Below are 20,141 nucleotides of genomic sequence, written 5' to 3' on the forward strand. Positions count from 1 at the left end.
AGGAATGAAGCGGAACGGCATGGCGGCATGGCGCAGGTGCGCTATTCATTGATGGAATAGCGAGAGTATATGAAGCCACGGCGGCCCGGCGCCTGGCGGCAGAAAAAATCGCGCCCCGGACATGCGCTGGCGAGGGACATCCCTGCGCCAGGTCAACAGACGGGTCCGTTGCCACTGCCGCGTTGCGCCGGGGCGCGAAGGCGGGGCGGGGGCGGTGCGCCGTCCGGTCAGAATCCCATGCCGGCCCTGGCCACCAATCCGATCTTCACCATGCCTTCCTCCCTTTCCATTTCTTCCGCGCTGACCCACGCCCTCACCGACAAGCGCATCGACATCCTGCGGCAGATCGGCGCCACGGGCTCGATCTCGCAGGCGGCCCGGGTGGTGGGGGTGAGCTACAAGGCGGCCTGGCAGGCGGTGGACACCCTGACCAACCTCGCGGGCAGCGCGCTGGTGGCGCGGGCCGTGGGTGGGGCGGGGGGCGGCGGGGCGCGGCTGACCGAGGCGGGGCAGCAGTTGCTCGCCGCCGCCGATGCCATGGCCCAGGCGCGCGGCGCGGTGCTGTCGCGCTGGCAGGCCACGCCCCATGCCGGGCCCGCGCTGGCGCGGCTGGCCGTGCGCACCAGCATGCGCAACCAGTGGCCGTGCGTGGTGCGGCGGCTGGAGGTGCAGGGGCAGATCGTGCGGGTGCACCTGGCGCTGGAGACCGGGGAGGGCGGGGGCGGCGCCCTGGCGGCGGCCGTGCTCATCTCGCGGATCACGCGCGAGAGCGCCGAACTGCTGGGCCTGCAGCCCGGGCTGGCGGTGCAGGCGCTGTGCAAGGCCACGGCGGTGCGGGTGGAACGCCTGGCGGGCCCGCGCACCGAGACCGGCACGCAGGGGACGGAGGAACCCGCCCGCTGCCGCCTGCCGGCCAGGGCGGTGCGCGTGGTGCGCGGCGCGTCGGGCGACGAGGTGTCCGCCGAACTGGCCGCGGGGGTGCGGATGGTGGGTTTTGCCCCCGCGGGCAGCGGACTGCGCGCCGGCAGCAAGGTGGTGCTGGTCGTCGATGACAGCGCGGTGGTGCTGGCCCTGGCGGAGGTCTGAGGCGGGTGCAGGGCGGCCGCTGGGGGCCGCCGACAGGCATGCTGGCGGGATTGCTATTGTTTGAATAGCTGCAGCCGCTTGTGTGACAAGCGCGGTGCGGCATTTTCGTGCATGAACGCAGTCCTTGTGCCGGGCCTGACTGCCTGCGTGCCGGGCCCGAAGACCCGCCCTCAGTGCCCCCTCGGGGCCCCCAGCTTGCGGTACACGGTGGCGCGGCTGATGCCCAGGGCGCGGGCCGCCTCCGCCACGTTGCCGCGGGCATCCTGCACCGCCTGGCGGATGAGGGCGGTTTCCGCCTCGCGCAGCGGCGCGGGGGCCGCTGCGCCGGCAAGGCGCGGCCCATTGGCGGGCAAGGTGGCCTGCGCGCCCGGGGGCGCGGCCGCGAGGCCGTGGACACCCGCCGCGCGCGTGCCGTGGTGCGCCAGCCCCTGCAGCCGCAGGCCGGACCACAGGGGCAGATCCAGCGGCCTGGCCGCGCCGCGCTGGCGGGCGGCGTCGAACAGCAGGGTCCAGGGCAGCGCGATGAGGTCACCGCAGTGCAACGGGCTGCCGGGCGCGCGCAGGGGCTGGGGCAGCAGCTGGCGGGCCACGCTGTTGCTGCCGATCACATAGCCATCGCCATCCAGCGCCACCAGGCCGTCGCCTTCGGCGCCCAGCGGGCAGCCGGGCCAGTTCAGGCGCAGCAGCAGCGCATGGGGCATGTGCAGCAGCAGCGCGTCTTCCATGGCTCGGGCCGAGCGCGCCACCAGGTGCCGCAGCTCGGGGCGCTCGGGCACGTCCACGCCGGTCAGGTCGAGCATGCCCATGCAGTGGCCGTGCGGATCGAACAGCGGCGCGCCCGCGCAGCTGTAGCTGGCGTTGTCGTCAAAGAAGTGTTCGCCCCGGTGCAGCCAGACGGGCTGCAGCTCGGCCAGCGCGGCGCCGATGGCCGTGGTGCCCACCGCGGCCTCCGAGAGGTCGATGCCCACGCGGCCGATGGCGCGGGCGCGCGGGTCGCGGCGGTCGAAGGTGCCCTGCACATCCACCACGATGCCGCGCGCATCGGTCAGGATGGCGAAGTAGCGCATGCCCGCGATGGCACGGGTGAGCTGTGCGAGCACCGGCCGCGCGGCCTGCAGCAGGGGGTGGTTCTGTTCCCGGCTGCGGCGCAGCGCGGGGGCGCTGACCATGTCGAACGCCACGTGCTGCGCGGGGCGCAGGCCCTGGGCCAGGCAGCGCTGCCACGATCGCGTGATCCAGGGCTCCACATCGGCGCGCGCGGGGACCGCGCCATCGGCCAGCAGCGCATGGCGGGCCTGCGCGATCAGCGCGTGGCGGTCGGCGGCCGGCAACGGCGGTGCAGCGGAAAGCATCGGACAGACCCCTGGGACGTGGAAGGCGGAGCGGCGCGCGGAACGCCGTGCGCATGATGCGCCGGTGTGCGGCGCAACATGTTTCATTTTGAGAATATCCCGCGCGCACTCCCGTGAATCTAGGGTTCTCCCTAGGGGTGGGGCCGGGGGGCAGGCAGAAGATTCAACGGCCTATCCAGCCAAAACTCTTCCAGGAGACAGCCAGATGCAAGTCCAGTTCACGGTCAACGGGCGCGCTGCCAGCGTTGACGTCCCGCCCAACACCCTGCTTGTCCATGCGCTGCGAGAGCACCTGCTGCTCACCGGCACGCACGTGGGCTGCGACACCAGCCAGTGCGGCGCGTGCACCGTGCACGTGAACGGCCGCGCCGTGAAGTCCTGCGCCATGCTGGCCGTGCAGGCCCAGGGCGCCGAGGTGCAGACCATCGAAGGCCTGGCCGCCGCGGACGGCACCATGCACCCCATGCAGGCGGCGTTCAAGGAATGCCATGGCCTGCAGTGCGGCTTCTGCACGCCGGGCATGGTGATGAGCGCGGTGGACCTGTGCAAGCACCATCCCCAGGCGAACGAAGGCGAGATCCGCGAGCTGCTCGAAGGCAACATCTGCCGCTGCACCGGCTACCAGAACATCGTGCGCGCGGTGCAGGTCGGCCAAAAAGCCATGGCATCGGCATAAAAAGGAGAACGACCATGGGTGCATCCGACTTTTCCAAGCTGCCGCACATCGGCGAATCGCTCAAGCGCAAGGAAGACTACCGCTTCCTCACCGGCGCCGGCCAGTACACCGACGACGTGGTGCTGGCCGCGCAGAGCCATGCCGTGTTCGTGCGTTCGCCGCATGCGCACGCGCGCATCAACAGCATCAACGTGGACGCCGCCAAGGCCGCGCCCGGCGTGCTGGGCGTGTTCGTGGGCGCCGACGTGGCGGCCGACAACATCAACGGCCTGCCCTGCGGCTGGCTCATCACCAGCACCGACGGCCAGCCCATGAAGGAGCCGCCGCACCCCATCCTGGCGCAGGGCAAGGTGCGCTACGTGGGCGACCACGTGGCCATGGTGGTGGCCCTCACGCAGCAGCAGGCGCGCGACGCGGCCGAGCTGGTGGAGGTGGATTACGACGTGCTGCCCGCCGTGGTCAGCGTGGCAGATGCCGCCGCAGGCACGGTGGCGGGCGCGGGCCTGCATGACATCGCCGAGGACAACCACTGCTACAAGTGGGCCATCGGCGACAAGGGCGCGGTGGACTCGGTGTTCGCCAGTGCCGCGCACGTGACGAAGCTCGACCTGGTCAACAACCGCCTCATCCCCAACGCGATGGAGCCGCGCACGGCCATCGGCTCGTACAGCCGGGCCAACGACGAATACACGCTGTACGTGAGCAACCAGAACCCGCACGTCGAGCGCCTGCTCATGACGGCCTTCGTGATGGGCCTGCCCGAGCACAAGGTGCGCGTGATCGCGCCCGACGTGGGGGGCGGCTTCGGCTCCAAAATCTTTTTGTATGCCGAGGACGTGTGCCTGACCTGGGCGGCCAAGAAGCTCAACCGCAACATCAAGTGGGTGGCCGACCGCAGCGAGTCCTTCCTGTCGGACGCGCATGGCCGCGACCATGTGAGCCATGCCGAAATGGCGATGGACAAGGATGGCAAGTTCCTGGCCATGCGCGTGCACACCGACGCCAACCTGGGTGCCTACCTCTCCACCTTCGCCACGGCCGTGCCCACCATCCTCTATGCCACGCTGCTGGCGGGGCAGTACACCACGCCGCAGATCTATGTGGAGGTGGATGCCTGGTTCACCAACACCGCGCCGGTCGATGCCTACCGGGGCGCGGGCCGGCCCGAGGCCACCTACCTGCTCGAGCGCCTGGTATCGCGCTGCGGCTGGGAGATGAACCTGTCGCAGGACGAGATCCGCAAGCGCAACTTCATCACCAGCTGGCCCTACCAGACGCCGGTGGCGCTGCAGTACGACGTGGGCGACTACCACGCCTGCATGAACCAGGCGCAAGAGCTGGCCGACGTGGCGGGCTTTGCGGCGCGCAAGGCGGCCAGCGAGGCCCAGGGCCTGAAGCGCGGCATCGGCTACAGCAGCTACATCGAGGCCTGCGGCATCGCGCCGTCCAACATCGCAGGGGCGCTGGGTGCGCGCGCGGGCCTGTTCGAATGCGGGGAGGTGCGCGTGCACCCCACGGGCAGCGTGACGGTGTTCACCGGCTCGCACAGCCACGGCCAGGGGCACGAGACCACCTTTGCGCAGGTGGTGGCCGCGCGCCTGGGCATTCCGGTGGAGAACGTGGACATCGTGCACGGCGACACGGGGCGCGTGCCCTTCGGCATGGGCACCTATGGCTCGCGCTCCATCAGCGTGGGCGGCGCGGCCATCATGAAGGCGCTGGACAAGATCGAGGCCAAGGCCAAGAAAATCGCCGCGCATCTGATGGAGGCCAGCGACGCCGACATCGACTTCAGCGGCGGCGAGTTCACGGTGCGCGGCACGGACAAGAAGATCCCGTTCGGCCAGGTGGCGCTCACGGCCTATGTGCCGCACAACTACCCGCTCGACAAGCTGGAGCCGGGGCTCAACGAGACGGCGTTCTACGACCCGACCAACTTCACCTTCCCCGCAGGCACCTACATCTGCGAGGTGGAGGTGGACCCCGCCACCGGCAGCACGCGCGTGGACAGGTTCACCGCGGTGGACGACTTCGGCACCATCATCAACCCGATGATCGTGGAAGGCCAGGTGCATGGCGGCCTGGTGCAGGGCATCGGCCAGGCATTGATGGAAAACTGCGTGTACGACCGCGAGACGGGCCAGCTGCTGACGGGCAGCTTCATGGACTACGCCATGCCGCGCGCTGATGACTTCCCCGAGTTCAAGCTCGGCCATGTGTGCACGCCCTGCACGCACAACCCGCTGGGCACCAAGGGCTGCGGCGAGGCGGGGGCCATCGGCTCGCCACCGGCGGTGATCAACGCCGTGCTCGACGCGCTGCACCCGCTGGGCGTGAAGGAGTTCGACATGCCCGCCTCGCCGCACCGCGTGTGGGAAGCCATCCAACAAGCCAAGGCCTGAGGAGACACACCATGTACGCCTTCACCTTTGAAAACCCATCGTCCACCGCAGCCGCCGCGCAGCTCATCGCCCAGGGCGGCAAGCTGCTGGCGGGCGGGCAAAGCCTGCTGCCGTCGATGCGGCTGCGCCTGGCCAATCCCGAGAAGATCGTCGACCTGAACAGTATTCCCGAGCTGGCGGGCATCCGCCGCGAGGGCAACGCGCTGGTGATCGGCGCCATGACGCGCCACATGGACGTGGCCAACAGTGCAGAGGTCCAAAGCGCCATCCCCGCGCTGGCCGACCTGGCCGCGCACATCGGCGACCGGCAGGTGCGCGCGCGGGGAACGCTGGGCGGGTCGGTGGCCAACAACGACCCCGCGGCCTGCTACCCCAGCGCCGTGCTGGGCCTGGGCGCCACCATCGTCACCAACCAGCGCGAGATCGCGGCCGACGACTTCTTCGTGGGCATGTACACCACGGCGCTGGAAGAGGGGGAGATCATCACCGCCATCCGCTTCCCCATCCCCAAGCGCGCGGCGTACCTGAAGTTCAAGCAGGCGGCATCGCGCTTCTCGCTGGTGGGCGTGTTCGTGGCGCAGACCGATGGCGGCGTGCGCGTGGCGGTGACGGGTGCGGCCAGCAGCGTGTTCCGGCACGCGGGGCTCGAGGCCGCGCTGAACCAGAGCTTCACGCCCGCATCGGCGGCGGCGGTCAGGATTGACGCGGGCGATCTCAACGCGGACATCCACGCGAGCGCGGCCTACCGCGCCAACCTCATCAGCGTGCAGACCCAGCGGGCGGTGGCGCAGATGCTGGGCTGACGGGCGGGAGAGTGCCCGCTGCCGCTGTCCGGCATCCAGGAGCGGGTGTTTGAATGAAATTGGCCTCCAGCGCTTGTCTGTCAAGCGCTGGTAGCTATTAAAAATATAGTGATGAACGTTTCCCCTGCTGCGCCCGTGACCGCGCCCGCGCTGTCCTCCATCGATGCCCTGGTGCTGGCCTTGCAGGGCGTCGGGTACTTTGCCGACCGGCGGCTGGCCACGGCCGTGTTCCTGGCGCTCCAGCTGCAGCGCCCGCTGCTGCTGGAAGGGGAACCCGGCGTGGGCAAGACGGCGCTGGCCCAGGCACTTGCCAAGGTGCTCTCGCGCAGCCTGATCCGCCTGCAGTGCTACGACGGGCTGGAGCAGCGCGAGGCGCTGTACGAATGGAACTATGCGGCCCAGCTCTTGCACATGCGTGCGGCGGAAGGCCAGGGCAGTGCCGACATGGCGCAGGTGGAGCGCGAGGTGTACCAGGACCGCTACCTCATCCGCCGCCCCCTGTTGCAGGCGCTGCAGGCACCAGCCCCCGGTGCGGTGCTGCTCATCGACGAGGTCGACCGTGCCGATGAGCCCTTCGAGGCCTTCTTGCTCGAATACCTGGGCGAGTACCAGGTGAGCATTCCCGAGATCGGCACCGTGCGCGCCACGGCCACACCGGTCACCATCCTCACCAGCAACCGCACGCGCGACCTGCACGACGCCGTCAAGCGCCGCTGCCTGTACCACTGGCTGGACTACCCCGAGCGCGAACGCGAGCTGGCCATCGTGCGTGCGCAGGTGCCGGATGCCAGCGCGGCCTTGGCCACCCAGGTGGCGGATTTTGTGGGCCGCCTGCGCAGCCAGCCGTTCGCCAACGCCTTTCAGCGCGCGCCGGGCATCGCGGAGAGCGTGGAGTGGGCCAAGGCGCTGGTGGCGCTCGACACCATCGTGGTGGACCCGGAGGTGGTGTCCGACACCGCCGGCATCCTCTTCAAACAGCGCGAGGACGTGGCGGCGCTCACGCGCGACATGGCGGCGCAGCTGCTGCAGCCCGCCGAGACGGATGCGTGAAGGCTCGCGCCATGGCTGAGGGCATGACGATCTCGCAGCTGGGGGATGCCCGCACCGGCAAGCTGGCCGACAACCTCACGGGTTTTGGCCGCACGCTGCGCCGTGCCGGCGTGCCCGTGGATGCGGCCCGCATGGCCCTGGCGCAACAGGCCGTGATGCTGGTGGGCGTGGGGCGGGAGGACTTCGGCGCCGCGCTGGAGTCCGTGCTCATCAGCCGCGAGCAGGACCGGCAGGTGTTCCGCGAGCTGTTCGACGCCTATTTCAAGAACCCCGGCATCGCACAGAAGCTGCTGGCCCAGATGCTGCCCAGTGCCGAGTCCAGGGCCGAGCCCGCCAAACGCCGCCCGCGCGTGAGCGAGGCGCTGGCCCCGGTGCGCGCCGCGCGCGATGCGCCAGCGCCGCGCGAGGATGACAAGATCGACTTCGACGCCGCCATGACCGCCAGCGACCTGCAGCGCCTGCGGCACGCCGACTTCAACCAGCTTTCGGCCAGCGAATACAGGCTGGTGGAGCGGCTGGCGCGTGAAATTCCCTTGCCCCTGCCGCGCTATGCGGCCCGCCGCACCCGCCCGGGCACGCGCGGCGGGCGTCCCCGCTGGCCGGGCGCCATGCAGCAGGCCGCGCGCACGGGCGGCGAGGTGCTGCGCGTGCCTTTGCTGCAGCGGCGCCGGCAGCCATTGCCGCTGTGCGTGCTGGTCGATGTGTCCGGCTCCATGGAGCGCTACGCGCGGCTCTTGCTTGCCTTTCTGCATGCCGCCAGCGCGCCCCGCCATGCAGGCGCGGGCCTGCGCCGCGACGTGTTCGCGTTCGGCACCGGCCTCACCGACCTCACGCCCGCGTTCCGCCTGGCCGATACCGATGCGATGCTGGAGGCGGCCAGCCAGGCGATCCCTGACTTTGCCGGCGGCACGCGCCTGGGCGACAGCCTGGCCCGGTTGCGCGTGCAGCACGCGCGCCGGCTCGTGGGGCGGCGCACGCTGGTGCTGCTGGTCAGCGACGGGCTCGATACCGGCGCGCCCGAGGTGCTGGAGAGGGAGCTGGGCTGGCTGCGCCGGCACTGCGGCCGACTGCTGTGGCTCAACCCCCTGCTGCGTTTCGAGGGCTATGCGCCCACGGCGCGTGGCGCCGCGGTGCTGCACCGCCAGGCCCACGGCATGGTCGCCGTGCACAACCTCAGCCGCCTGCAGGACCTGGCTGGCAGCCTGGCCGAAGTGCTGCGCCAGTGAGCGCGTGGCCCGCACGCGCACAGCCCCCCCAATTGTTCAGGAACCCGGAGGACTCCACCATGGAAATGCAAGCCAGCCGAACCCTCGCCGTCAGCCAGCAGCAGGCCTGGGACGCACTCAACGATCCCGAGGTGCTCAAGCTGTGCATCCCTGGCTGCGACAAGGTCGAGCCCACGGGCGAGCACCAGTACAGCGTGGCGATGGCGCTCAAGATCGGCCCGGTGTCCGCCAAGTTCGCGGGCAAGATCACGCTCTCCGAGATCGTGCCGCCCGAAAGCTACACCATCGCCTTCGACGGATCGGGCGGCGTGGCCGGGTTTGGCAAGGGCAGCGCCCAGGTCAAGCTGGTGCCGCTGCCGGCCGATGCGGCCGGGCAGGACAGCTGCGAGCTGCACTACACCGTGCACGCCACCGTGGGCGGCAAGATCGCCCAACTCGGCCAGCGCCTCATCGATGGCGCGGCCAAGGGCATGGCCGAGGATTTCTTCAAGCGCTTTGACACCGAGATGCAGCGCCGCCATCCGCGCGCGCCCGTGGCCGACGACCCCGAGCCCGGGGCGGGGGGCGGGGCCGCCGTTGCGGCGTCGGGCGCGCTGGCGGCATCGGCGGATGAGGACAATCCCCCCAGCGGCATTCCGGTCTGGGTGTGGGTGGTGGGCGCGGCGGCGCTGGTGCTGTTAGCGTGGTGGTGGAACTGAGCCCCTGCAGGTTTTGAGCCCCGCCCGAGGCGCCGCGCGCACCCTGTGTGGGCTGCGGGGCCGGAGGCAGGGGCCGTAGAAATGAATGGGCAACGAAGCAAATGGAAAACCTGGATGTGATGGTGCTGCGCACGCTGCAGGGCTGGCGGGCCGCGGGCCGGAGGGCGCTGCTGGCCACGGTGGTGCGGACCTGGGGCTCCTCGCCCCGGCCGGTGGGTTCGATCATGGCGCTGTGTGAAGACGGCTCGGTGGTGGGATCGGTCTCGGGCGGGTGCATCGAGGACGACCTGATCGACCGCCACACGCGGGCCTATGCGCAGGCGGCGGCGCAGGCCGGCACGGGCAATGGCGGCGATAGGCGCATTCCGAGCGGACCTCCCGCGTTTGTCAAATACGGCGTCACGGCCGACGAGGCGCACCGGTTCGGGCTGCCCTGCGGCGGCACGCTGGAGCTGCTGCTGGAATACGACCCCGACCCGGCCAGCCTCCGCGAGCTGATCCTTGCGCTGGAGGGCGGGCGGCTCATGCAGCGCACCGTGCGCCTGGCCGACGGGCTGGCCACCGTGCAGCCCGCCGCTGCCCCCGCCGAGCTGGCGGTGGACACCCGGCAGCTGACCAACACCTTCGGCCCGGAGTACCGGATGCTGCTGATCGGCGCCGGCCAGCTGGCGGAATACCTGGCCACCATGGCGCTGTTCAACGGCTTCGCGGTCACGGTGTGCGACCCGCGCGAGGAATACCGCGGCAGCTGGAACGTGCCCGCGGCCACGCTGGTGAGCGGCATGCCCGACGATGTGGTGCTGGCCTTCAGGCCCGACCGGCGCAGTTGCGTGGTGGCGCTCACGCACGACCCCAAGCTCGACGACCTGGCGCTGCTGGAGGCGCTGGACACCGAGGCGTTCTATGTGGGCGGCATCGGCTCGCGCCGCAACAACGAAGCGCGCCGTGCCCGGATGATGGAGCATTTCGGGCAGACCGCCGAGAGCCTGGCCCGCCTGCGCGGCCCGATCGGCATCTACATCGGCAGCAAGACGCCGCCCGAGATCGCGGTGAGCGTGATGGCGGAAATCCTGGCCGTGAAGAACGGCGTGGCCCTGCCGCGCGACGTGGAGGTGGCGCAGGCCAAGAACGAGCGGGAACTGGCGCGGAACGACCCCGGGCCGCTGGTGTGCGGGCTGCGCTAGCGCGGCCCGCCCCTTCCCGCCGTGGCGCCGTCAGGCGCCCATCACCACCGGCCCGCCCTTGGCGATGCCGCGCTGGTACGCCGGGCGTGCCTCCATGCGCTGGCGGTAGGCCTGCAGGCGCGGGCAGTTGCCGGCCGTGCTGGCGCGCGAGAGCGCGGCTTCCACCGCGAAGCTCATCTGGAAGTCGGCCATGGTGAGGTGCTCGCCCGCGAACCAGGTGTGCCGGCCCAGGTGCTCTTCCATGAAGGCCAGCGCGGTGGCCACGTTGGGGTCGATCACCTTGTCCTGCACCTTGCCGCACAGCGCCCGGGCGATGGGCTTCACGAAAAAGGGCATGGGCTGCGTGGGAATGGTCATGAACACCAGCTTCATCACGAGCCAGTTCATGAGCGAGCCCTCGGCGTAGTGCATCCAGAACCGGCACTGGCGGTATTCGGGCGTGCCGGGGGCGGGCTGCAGGTGGGCCAGGTCCCCGCTGGCGCGGGCGCCGTAGGTTTCCACCAGGTATTCGATGATCGCGGCGGATTCGGCGATCACCTCGCCGCCGTCGGTGATCACGGGCGACTTGCCCAGTGGATGGATCTTCTTGAGCTCGGGCGGGGCCAGCCGGGTGGCCTTGTCGCGCTGGTAGATCTTGAGCTCGTAGGGCACGCCCAGTTCTTCCAGGAGCCACAGGACGCGCTGCGAGCGCGAGGTTTCGAGGTGGTGAACGGTGATCATGGGCGGATTAGAACCTGTCCACGGCGGTTCGGGGCCGGGTTGGTGTCGCCTGCACGATGTTCGCGCCCGCAAGCCTGGGGGGCCTTGCCCGCGCCGGCCCTGGCGGGGGCCAGAAAGCAAAAAGCCCTCTGGCGAGGGCTTTTGCGGGGGCCGGCGCAGCCGGCCGTGGCGATCTGGCGATCAGCCGCCCTTCTTGGAGCGCTTGCCGGGGTTCTTCTTGCTGCGGGTGGCAACACCGCGCTCCAGGCTCACGCGCTGGCCGCGGCCAGGGGTGGCGAGGGTGTAGCCGGGCACCGGCGTGGGCCGGGGGGTGCGCTTGCGGTCTGCTTCGGTGACGATCTTGTTGCCCATGGTAGGTCTCTGAGATAGTGGAAAAAAGAGTGATATTAGGCCACAGCCGGGGTGGGGGGGCTTCCCGGCCACCGCCATCCGCCCCTAGGACCCAGGGGTTTGGCGGCCCATGGGGCGCGAAAAAGCACGGTGCGCGGGCGCACCGGCACCCCTTCACGGCGCGATGAAACCCGCCGCCACGCCCGCACCGTGGTCGGTGGAGAGCGCATCGGTGCAATGGCAGGGCAGCACGAAACCCCGTGCGGCGTCTTCCACGGCCTGGGTCCGTATCACCGGGGGCTGTGCCCGCACGCCGCCGAAGATGGTGGCGAACGCCACGTCCGCCGCATCGCGGCCGGTGCCAAAGCGCAGCAACCCCATGGGTATGGCGGTGCCCGAGGGGTCGAAGATGTACCACCGGTCTCCCAGGTAGGCCTCGACGTAGGCATGGAAGTCCGGCGGGCCCAGGGCCGGGTCGGCACCGTAGTCGGTGCCGGTGGTGAAGCGCGCGGGAATGTTCACGGCGCGGCACAGGGCAATCATCAGGTGCGCGAAATCGCGGCACACCCCCACCTGCTCGACCAGGGTATCGACCGCCGAGGTGTTGGAGTTGGACGTGTTCGAGGTGAACGCCACATGCCGCTGGACCCAGTCCCGGATCGCCTGCACGCGGCTATGGCCTTGCCAGAGCCCGCCAAACTCGTTGAGGGCAAGGCGCAGCAGGCGGTCGGACTGGCAGTACCGGCTGGGGTAGATGTACCCCATGACTTCCTGCGGCAGGCGCCGCACGGGGACCTCCGCCAGCTGGGAGGGGTCGGTGCGGTAGTGGGTGATGTCCACCGTGGCGGAATACGACACTTCCAGGATGCCGGGTTCGCCGTGCAGGCGCAGATAGCGGTTGCCGGTGGCCGGGTCGGTATGGATATTGTGGGGAATGTCCTGGTTGATGACGAGCCGTTCGCTGCTGACCGCCTGGCTGGGCGTCTGTGCGGCATGGATGTTGAACACGAAGTCCGCGCCGTACTGGTCGATCTCATAGCTCAGGTCGATCTGCAACTCCATGCGCACCCGGCGGTGGCCCTGGTGGATCGCCGGCGCGCGCGCCACCGGGCTGGCCGCAGCGGGCTGGGTGGAGGGCGGCAGCGAGGGAAGGGTGGCTTCACCGCCCTGCGCCAGGGTGTTTTCACGGCCCGCGCCAGTGGGCAGGGCCAGGGGTGAAGCCGTGCTGCCGCCGCAGCCTCGAAGAAAAGGCTGGGACCGGGCAGGGGCGCGGGACGGGGTGCTTTCCATGGAAATATCCTTCGTGCGCTGCGCGTCGGGGCATCCGACACGGCGGCGTGATCCGAGGATAGGGCGCGGGCCCCGGGGGCGGTGTAGGCGGACGGCCCGCGCTCACGCAGGCATGCGAGGCAGCCCCGCACCGCGCCGCCGCGTCAGTCGATGGCGAACGCTTCGCGCAGGGCGCCGCAGAAGCCCGCATGCCCGCTGAGCGACAGCGTGACCGTGGTCCGGGGAGGGGCCGGGGTGCCGGGCACGGTGGCGATGCGCCCGCTCGCTGCATCGAAGTCCAGCGCCAGCGGCGTGCTCACCTCCTGCACGCCCTGCAGGTCGTATTGCCACTCGCCACCTTCCTCCGAGGGACCGCAGGCGTCGGGGTACTGCGCGTGGGCCCAGCGCAGCACCTGCGCGATCTCGGCGTGCAGGGCGGGCATCTGCGCGGGCGACACGCTGGCCATGGCATCGAAGGTGCCGGTGCCGTCCGTGTCTTCGCTGTAGTCAAAGTCCAGGTAGTGAAGTGGCATGGTGTCTGGTGTCTCGTGGTTGCGGTCCGGGTTCATGTCCAGGTGCGGGCGAGGGCCTGCGCCGCCTCGCTGAGCCGGGGCACCTGCTGCAGGGCCCGCGCCAGCGGCATGCGCACCGCCGGGGCCTGCAGCGCCACCGCGCTGTGCACGCTGCGCCGCCCCCCCGCCGGCACGGGCACCGCCACGCACACCAGCCCATCCACGAACTCCTCGGCGTCGGTGGCATAGCCCTGGCGCGCGATCTGCTCCAGTTCGGCCTCCAGGGCCTTGCGGTCGGTGAGGGTGGTGGCCGTGTGGCGCGTGAGCGGCAACCCGTCCAGGATGGCGCCGCGCCGCGCCGCCGACAGGTAGGCCAGGAAAAGCTTGCCGCTGGCCGAGCAGTGGATGGGCACGCGGGTGCCCGGCCGCAGCTCCAGGCGCAGCGGAAACGCTGATTCCACGCGGTCCAGGTAGATCACTTCGGCGCCGCTCAGGGCGGTCAGGTTGCAGCTCTCGCCGATGTCGGCCACCAGCTGGCGCAGCACCGCGTGGCGCACGCTTTGCTGCGTGCCCGCGCTCAGCGCGCTTTCGGCCAGCCGCAGCAGGCGGGGCGCCGGGGCGTAGCGGCGCCCGCCCGGTTCGCGCGCGAGCAGCCCGCCGCCCTCCAGCTGGCCCAGCATGCGGTGCACGCTGGGCTTGGGCCAGCCGCAGGCCTCCACCGCATTGGCCAGCGTGAACGGGCGGCCCTGGGCGCACAGGATCTCGAGCAACTCAAAGAGCCGCAGACTGGGGGATGTTTCTGTCATAAATACCGGAATTCGAGACGAATTCATAAATCATTCCGAGATTATTCCGCACTGTGGCTAAGCTGCAAACCCATATCCCCTTGAACAACACATGTCCATGACAGCCTCATTCCAGAACGCGGTACTGACGGGCGCCTGTGGCGGCCTGGGCCAGGCATTGGCGCGGGAACTGATCGCACGGGGCGCCGCGGTGGCGCTGGTGGGGCTGCACCTGCCCACGCTGCAGGTGCTGGCCGCGCTCGCGCCAGAGCGCTGCGCCGTGTACACGCCCGACGTGGCGGACAGTGCCGCCATGCAGGCCATGGCGGCCGACTGGATGGCGCGCGCGGGCGCGCCCGACCTGGTGATCGCCAACGCCGGCGTGGCCGGCGGCTATGACACCGCGCAGGCGGACGACCTGGCCGTGCTGCGCCGCATGCTGGAGATCAACCTCCTGGGCGCCGCCACCACCTTCCAGCCGTTCGTGACCGCGATGCGCTCGCAGCGGCGCGGGGCCCTGGTGGGCGTGGCCAGCATCGCGGGATGGCGCGGCATGCCGGGCAACGGCGCCTATTGCGCCAGCAAGGGCGGCCTGATCCGCTACCTGGAGAGCCTGCGCGCCGAAATGCGCGGCGGGCCCGTGGCGGTAGTCACGGTGAGCCCGGGCTACCTGCGCACGGCCCTCACGGCGGGCAACCGGTTTGCCATGCCCGGCCTCATGGAGCCCGATGCCGCCGCGCGCGCCATGCTGGCTGGCATCGCGCGGGGCCGCACCCACATCGTTCTGCCCGCGCGCATTGGCTGGCTGGCGCGGCTGCTCAACCTCTTGCCCGGCGCCCTGCACGACCGCCTGCTGCTGGGCCAGCCGCGCAAGCCGCGCAGGGGCGAGGCGGGTGCCACGCCGATACCGGGCCTGGCGCCCCCCACCGACCCCCGCGCCTGACCTGCCCATGGCGGGATGGGCCCCAAAAAAATGCCGACAGAAAGCAAAAAAGACATGACACCGGAGACAACCCCCACCGTGGTGGACACCCGCACACAGATCGCGCTCATCGGCGCCGGCCCCAGCGGACTGGCGGCGGCGCGCAACCTGCAGAAGCTGGGCGTGCCATTCCAGGGCTTCGAGGCCCACACGGACGTGGGGGGGCTGTGGAACATCGAGAACCCGCGCAGCACCGTCTACGAATCCGCGCACCTGATCTCCAGCAAGACCACCACGGAGTTCACCGAATTCCCCATGCGCGCCGGCGTGGCCGACTACCCCAGCCACCGCGAGATGCGGCAATATTTCTTTGATTTCGCGGAGCACTTCGCGCTGCGCCCGCACTACTGGTTCGGCTGCCGCGTATTGAACGTGGAGCCGGCGGGGGAAGGGGCGGCCCCCTTGTGGCGCATCACCTGGAGCCAGCACGGGGGCCCCGCGCAGACCGCGCAGTTCAAGGGCGTGGTCATTGCCAACGGCACGCTGGCCGAACCCAGCATGCCGCGTTTCGAGGGCCGGTTCGACGGCGAGCTGCTGCACACCAGCGCCTACAAGAGCGCCGAGCTGTTCAAGGGAAAACGCGTGCTGGTGGTGGGCGCGGGCAATTCGGGCTGCGACATCGCCGTGGATGCGGTGCACTACGCGCGCAGTGTGGATCTGTCGGTGCGGCGCGGCTACTACTTCGTGCCCAAGTACGTGTTTGGCAAGCCCTCCGACACGCTCGGTGGCAAGTTCAAGATGCCGCCCTGGCTCAAGCAGAAGGTCGACAGCGTGGTGCTGCAGTGGTTCACGGGCGACCCGGTGCGTTTTGGCCTGCCCAGGCCCGACTACAAGATGTACGAGTCGCACCCCGTGGTGAACTCGCTGGTGCTGCACCACCTGGGCCACGGCGACATCCACGTACGGCCCGACATCGCGCGCCTGCGGGGGCACACCGTGTTTTTCAAGGACGGCAGCGCGCAGGACTATGACCTGGTGCTCTGCGCCACGGGCTACAAGCTGCACTACCCCTTCATCGACCACAGCCTGCTGAACTGGCAGGGCATGGCGCCGCAGCTGTACCTGAACATCCTTTCGCCGCGCTTCGACAACCTGGCCGTGATGGGCATGATCGAGGCCAGCGGCATCGGCTGGCAGGGCCGCTACGAGCAGGCCGAACTGGTGGCGCGCTTCTTCAGGGCGCAGGCCGAGGGATCGCCCCGCGCCGATGCGCTGCGCCAGGCCAAGGCCGGCCCGGCCCCCGACCTCTCGGGCGGCTTCAAGTACCTCAAGCTCGAACGCATGGCGTACTACGTGCACAAGGACACCTACCGCAGCGCGGTGCGCGCGGCGTCTGCCGCGCTGGCCTGAATTCCCTCCCCACTATTCCGAAGGGCCCACCATGCTGCCTGTCGACGAAATCCGGCTCAATTTCAATCCCGCATCGCTCGTGGTGCTCAACGTGGTGCTGGGCTTCCTCATGTTCGGCATCGCGCTGGACACGCGCGTGGCCGACTTCAAGCGCGTGCTGCGCATGCCGGGCGCCATGGCGGTGGGCGTGGCCGCGCAGTTCATCGTGCTGCCGGCGGTGACCTTCGTGCTCACGCTGCTGCTTTCGCCCAGCCCCAGCATCGCGCTGGGCATGATCCTCGTGGCCTGCTGCCCGCCGGGCAACGTGAGCAACATCCTCACGCACCGCGCGGGGGGCAATGTGGCGCTGTCGGTGTCGATGACGGCGATCTCCAACGCGCTGGCCATCGTGCTCATGCCGCTGAACTTCGCCTTCTGGGGCGGCATGCACCCCACGGCGGCGCCGCTGCTGCGCAGCATCGCGCTGGACCCGCTGGAGATGGCGGGCCACATCGTGGCCATCATCGGGCTGCCGTTCGTGCTGGGCATCCTGTGTGCCGAGAAGCTGCCCCGCTTCACGCGGCGGGTGCACAAGCCCGTGCGCATCCTGAGCTTCGTCTGCCTGATCGGCTTCATCATCGGTGCGGTGGCGGGCAACTGGCGCTATTTTCTCGACTACGTGGGGCTGGTGCTGCTGGCGGTGGCGCTGCACGATGCGCTGGCCTTTGGCACCGGGTATGCCTGTGCGCGGCTGAGCGGCCTGTCCGACTACGACCGGCGCGCCGTGAGCATCGAAGTCGGCATCCGCAATGCCGGGCTGGGCCTGGTGCTGATCTTCAGCTTCTTCGGCGGCCTGGGCGGCATGGCCGTGGTGGCGGGCGTCTGGGGCTTCTGGGACATCATCGCGGGCCTGGCGCTGGCGGGATGGTGGGGGCGGCGGCCGCCCGTGGTGCCGCATGCCGTGCGGGAGGGCGGCGCATGATGGCGCGCATTCTCGTGACCGGGGCCGACGGTTTCCTGGGCCGCGGCGTGGTGGCGGCCCTGGCGCGCGAGGGCGCCCCCGTCATCGTCGCCGCCGACGTGCGCGAAGTGCCCGCCGAGCGCCGCCTGCCCGGCGTCACCTACGTGGTGCAGGACGTGCGCGACCCGGCGCTGGCGCAAACGCTGGCCGAGCACTCCATTGACAGCGTGGTGCACCTGGCCTCCATCGTCACGCCCGGCAAGGGCTCCAACCGCGAATTCGAATACTCCGTGGACGTGCTGGGCAGCCAGAACGTGCTCGACGCCTGCGTGGCCACGGGCGTGCGGCACCTGGTCGTCAGCTCCAGCGGCGCGGCCTATGGCTACCACGCCGACAATCCCGACTGGCTGCGCGAAACGGATGCGCTGCGGGGGAACGAAGTCTTTGCCTATGCGCACCACAAGCGCCTGGTGGAGGAGATGCTGGCGCGCTACCGCACACAGCACCCGCAACTCGCGCAGACCGTGCTGCGCATCGGCACCATCCTGGGCGAGCGGGTGGACAACCAGATCACGGCGCTGTTCGAGAAGCGGCGCCTGCTGGCCATCCGGGGCAGCGCCAGTCCGTTCGTGTTCATCTGGGACGAGGATGTCACCGGTGCCATCGTGCACGCGCTGCGCACGCGCCGCGCCGGGTGCTTCAACCTCGCGGGCGATGGCGCGCTGCCGCTGCGCGAGATCGCGGCGCGCCTGGGCAAACCGGTGCTGGACCTGCCGGCGGGCCTGCTGCGCGCCGCGCTGGCGATGGGGTCGGCCCTGGGCGTGAGCCGCTACGGGCCCGAGCAGCTCGACTTTCTGCGCTATCGCCCGGTGCTGCTCAACACCGCGCTCAAGGAGGTGCTGGGCTACGTGCCGGCCAAGACCAGCAGCGAGGCCTTCGACGCCTTCGTGGCCGCGCGCGAACGCCAGGGGCGTCCGGTGGCGGCGGGCAGCCGCGTGGTGTCCGCATGAATGCCGCCGCGCTGAGCCGGGGCGACCTGCTGCGCGCCTTGGCGGTGGTGGTCATCTGGGGGCTGAACTTCGTGGTGATGAAGCTGGGCCTGCAGGGGCTTAGCCCCATGCTGCTGGGGGCGCTGCGGTTCTCGGCCGCGTCGCTGCCCTTCCTGCTGTTCGTGCCGCGCCCGGCGCTCCCCTGGCGGTTCGTGCTGGGCTATGGGCTGGCCCAGGGCCTGGGCCAGTTCGGATTCCTGTTCCTGGGGTTGCAGCTGGGGATGACGGCGGGCATGGCGTCGGTCGTCATGCAGACGCAGGCCTTCTTCACGCTGCTGCTGGCCGCCCCGCTGCTGGGCGAGCGCGCCCGGCCCTGGCAGTGGTGGGGCCTCACGCTGGCCTTCGCGGGGCTGATGACCATCGGGCTCGCCCATGGCGAAGGCCCCAGGCAGATGACGCTCGCGGGCTTCGTGCTCACGCTGGCGGCCGCCTTCATGTGGGCGGTGTCCAATCTCGTGGCGCGCCGTGCCGCGACGGCGGGGCCGTACGGGCCGTTCCCGTTCATCGTGTGGAGCAGCACGGTGCCGATCGTGCCTTTCTTCGCGCTGGCGCTGTGGACCGATGGCGCGCAGGGCGTGCTCGCGCAGCTGCGGGCGGTGGACGGCGTGGCGCTGGCGGCCGTGCTGTACCTCGCCCTGCTGGCCACCTTGCTCGCCTACACGTTGTGGACGCAGCTGTTGCAGCGCCACCCCGCCGGGCGGGTCACTCCGTTTTCGCTGCTGGTGCCGGTGGTCGGGCTGTGGGCCGCATATGCCTTTCTGGGAGAGCAGCCCGCGCCGCTGCAGTGGGCGGGAGCGGGGGCCGTGCTCTGCGGGCTCGTGGTCAACCAGGCCGGGGGCTGGCTGCGGGCGCGGCGCGCGAGGCCGGCGGCCTCCTAGAATCCCCTCTTTTCTTCTTTTCGCAAGGATGCATGGTGGCCGACAGCGTGGTGTTGCAGGTGCAGGGGTTGCGGTTTGCCTACCCGGAGTGCGCGGTGCTGGAGGGCTTCAGCCTCGCATGGCCCGCGGGGCTGGCGCTGGTGCAGGGCGACGAGAGCACGGGCAAGACCACGCTGCTGCGCGTGCTGGCGGGTGAGCTGGCGCCCCAGGCGGGCGATATCACGCTGCGCGGCGTGCGTCGGGGGGCGGTGCCTGCCGCGGCCTGGCGCGCGCAGGTGTTCTGGCAGGACCCGCGCGCCACGGCGCTGGACCCGCTCACGGTGCGCCAGTGGCTGGGCAGCCTGCCTGCGCACTGCGCGCGGTGGGACGCCGCCGCCCTGGCGGCGCATGTGGAGGGGTTCTCGCTGGAACCTCATCTGGACAAGCCTTTTTTTGCCTTGTCCACCGGCAGCCGGCGCAAGGCGCTGATGGCCGCCGCGCTGGCCAGCGGGGCCGCGCTCACGCTCATCGACGAGCCGGTGGCGGGGCTCGACAAGCCTTCGGTCAGCTACCTCGGCCAGGCCCTGGCCGAAGCCGCGCGCCAGCCGGCGCGGCTGGTGGTGGTGGCGCACTACGAGGCGCTGCCGGGCGTGCCCTGGGACAGCGTGGCGACATTGGCCCGGCCTCGCTAGGGCCTGTCAACACTGTTTTCGCCAGTGCCAAGGCCGGGGCCTTGGCTAGGAACGCAACGACGAGTGGCCTGGATGGGATGCAGTGGGCGGCCTCCCCTTCGGGTTGCGATGCCAGCAAAAATAGTGCTGACAGCCCTAAACTGGGCGACCCTGCCTGCCCATTTCTCTTGAAGGACAC

At 70.4% G+C, this 20,141-nt stretch carries 20 protein-coding genes; 14 read left to right on the plus strand and 6 right to left on the minus strand.

What is annotated here, in order from left to right; translation table 11 throughout:
* Positions 1 to 270 precede the first annotated feature (270 nt).
* Positions 271 to 1,086, plus strand: coding sequence for a TOBE domain-containing protein (locus AC3RCE_RS07400; RefSeq protein ID WP_492254830.1), 816 nt, complete (start codon positions 271 to 273; stop codon positions 1,084 to 1,086).
* A gap of 170 nt (positions 1,087 to 1,256) precedes the next feature.
* On the opposite strand, the gene AC3RCE_RS07405 is transcribed toward AC3RCE_RS07400, so the two are convergent.
* Positions 1,257 to 2,438: a helix-turn-helix domain-containing protein gene (locus AC3RCE_RS07405; protein WP_492245769.1), complete on the minus strand. Its 1,182-nt coding sequence runs from the start codon at positions 2,436 to 2,438 to the stop codon at positions 1,257 to 1,259.
* 205 nt (positions 2,439 to 2,643) lie between these two features.
* Between AC3RCE_RS07405 and AC3RCE_RS07410 the strand changes: the two genes are divergently transcribed.
* The 7 genes from AC3RCE_RS07410 to AC3RCE_RS07440 all read left to right on the plus strand — a co-directional run bounded on the left by AC3RCE_RS07410 (position 2,644) and on the right by AC3RCE_RS07440 (position 10,477).
* Positions 2,644 to 3,114 carry a (2Fe-2S)-binding protein gene (locus AC3RCE_RS07410; protein ID WP_218293798.1) on the plus strand — a complete coding sequence of 157 codons (471 nt, stop codon included), beginning with the start codon at positions 2,644 to 2,646 and terminating at the stop codon, positions 3,112 to 3,114.
* Positions 3,115 to 3,128: 14 nt separating this feature from the next.
* A complete protein-coding gene (locus AC3RCE_RS07415; protein ID WP_492254831.1) occupies positions 3,129 to 5,516 on the plus strand; it encodes a xanthine dehydrogenase family protein molybdopterin-binding subunit in 2,388 nt (795 codons plus the stop codon).
* Between the two features lie 11 nt (positions 5,517 to 5,527).
* Complete coding sequence (locus AC3RCE_RS07420) at positions 5,528 to 6,319, plus strand: FAD binding domain-containing protein (protein ID WP_218293801.1); 792 nt, start codon at positions 5,528 to 5,530, stop codon at positions 6,317 to 6,319.
* A gap of 111 nt (positions 6,320 to 6,430) precedes the next feature.
* On the plus strand, positions 6,431 to 7,369 hold the full coding sequence (locus tag AC3RCE_RS07425; protein WP_369641849.1) for an AAA family ATPase: 939 nt from the start codon (positions 6,431 to 6,433) through the stop codon (positions 7,367 to 7,369).
* An 11-nt stretch (positions 7,370 to 7,380) separates the two neighbouring features.
* A complete protein-coding gene (locus AC3RCE_RS07430; RefSeq protein ID WP_492254832.1) occupies positions 7,381 to 8,595 on the plus strand; it encodes a vWA domain-containing protein in 1,215 nt (404 codons plus the stop codon).
* A gap of 59 nt (positions 8,596 to 8,654) precedes the next feature.
* Positions 8,655 to 9,293, plus strand: coding sequence for an SRPBCC family protein (locus AC3RCE_RS07435; protein WP_492254833.1), 639 nt, complete (start codon positions 8,655 to 8,657; stop codon positions 9,291 to 9,293).
* A 101-nt stretch (positions 9,294 to 9,394) separates the two neighbouring features.
* Positions 9,395 to 10,477: an XdhC family protein gene (locus AC3RCE_RS07440; protein ID WP_492254834.1), complete on the plus strand. Its 1,083-nt coding sequence runs from the start codon at positions 9,395 to 9,397 to the stop codon at positions 10,475 to 10,477.
* Positions 10,478 to 10,507: 30 nt separating this feature from the next.
* Here the strand turns inward: AC3RCE_RS07440 and AC3RCE_RS07445 are convergent, their stop codons facing one another.
* From AC3RCE_RS07445 to AC3RCE_RS07465, 5 genes are all read right to left on the minus strand, one after another.
* Complete coding sequence (locus AC3RCE_RS07445; protein ID WP_492254835.1) at positions 10,508 to 11,197, minus strand: glutathione S-transferase family protein; 690 nt, start codon at positions 11,195 to 11,197, stop codon at positions 10,508 to 10,510.
* 180 nt (positions 11,198 to 11,377) lie between these two features.
* Positions 11,378 to 11,548, minus strand: a complete 171-nt coding sequence (locus tag AC3RCE_RS07450; RefSeq protein ID WP_162995995.1) for a hypothetical protein — start codon at positions 11,546 to 11,548, stop codon at positions 11,378 to 11,380.
* Between the two features lie 153 nt (positions 11,549 to 11,701).
* Complete coding sequence (locus AC3RCE_RS07455; RefSeq protein WP_218294433.1) at positions 11,702 to 12,589, minus strand: transglutaminase-like domain-containing protein; 888 nt, start codon at positions 12,587 to 12,589, stop codon at positions 11,702 to 11,704.
* 371 nt (positions 12,590 to 12,960) lie between these two features.
* Entirely contained in the window at positions 12,961 to 13,329 is a 369-nt protein-coding gene (locus AC3RCE_RS07460; protein ID WP_218293807.1) for a hypothetical protein, read from the minus strand.
* A 32-nt stretch (positions 13,330 to 13,361) separates the two neighbouring features.
* Entirely contained in the window at positions 13,362 to 14,114 is a 753-nt protein-coding gene (locus tag AC3RCE_RS07465) for an IclR family transcriptional regulator (protein ID WP_218293808.1), read from the minus strand.
* Between the two features lie 97 nt (positions 14,115 to 14,211).
* On the opposite strand from AC3RCE_RS07465, the gene AC3RCE_RS07470 reads away from it, so the two are divergent.
* The 6 genes from AC3RCE_RS07470 to AC3RCE_RS07495 are packed head-to-tail and all read left to right on the plus strand — an operon-like array spanning position 14,212 to position 19,963.
* Complete coding sequence (locus tag AC3RCE_RS07470) at positions 14,212 to 15,036, plus strand: SDR family oxidoreductase (RefSeq protein ID WP_492254836.1); 825 nt, start codon at positions 14,212 to 14,214, stop codon at positions 15,034 to 15,036.
* A gap of 54 nt (positions 15,037 to 15,090) precedes the next feature.
* Positions 15,091 to 16,425, plus strand: a complete 1,335-nt coding sequence (locus tag AC3RCE_RS07475; protein WP_492254837.1) for a flavin-containing monooxygenase — start codon at positions 15,091 to 15,093, stop codon at positions 16,423 to 16,425.
* A gap of 31 nt (positions 16,426 to 16,456) precedes the next feature.
* The gene (locus AC3RCE_RS07480) at positions 16,457 to 17,386 is read left to right on the plus strand and encodes a bile acid:sodium symporter family protein (RefSeq protein WP_492254838.1); all 930 of its coding nucleotides are present in this window, start codon (positions 16,457 to 16,459) and stop codon (positions 17,384 to 17,386) included.
* Positions 17,383 to 18,375 carry an SDR family oxidoreductase gene (locus AC3RCE_RS07485; RefSeq protein WP_492254839.1) on the plus strand — a complete coding sequence of 331 codons (993 nt, stop codon included), beginning with the start codon at positions 17,383 to 17,385 and terminating at the stop codon, positions 18,373 to 18,375. Before AC3RCE_RS07480 ends, AC3RCE_RS07485 begins: the two co-directional genes overlap by 4 nt.
* Positions 18,372 to 19,292 carry an EamA family transporter gene (locus tag AC3RCE_RS07490; protein WP_492254840.1) on the plus strand — a complete coding sequence of 307 codons (921 nt, stop codon included), beginning with the start codon at positions 18,372 to 18,374 and terminating at the stop codon, positions 19,290 to 19,292. Before AC3RCE_RS07485 ends, AC3RCE_RS07490 begins: the two co-directional genes overlap by 4 nt.
* A gap of 32 nt (positions 19,293 to 19,324) precedes the next feature.
* Positions 19,325 to 19,963 (plus strand): ABC transporter ATP-binding protein, encoded by a 639-nt coding sequence (locus AC3RCE_RS07495; protein WP_255594526.1) that lies wholly within the window; start codon positions 19,325 to 19,327, stop codon positions 19,961 to 19,963.
* Positions 19,964 to 20,141 lie beyond the last annotated feature (178 nt).

The organism is Acidovorax sp. GW823-FHT05D11 (assembly GCF_058795695.1).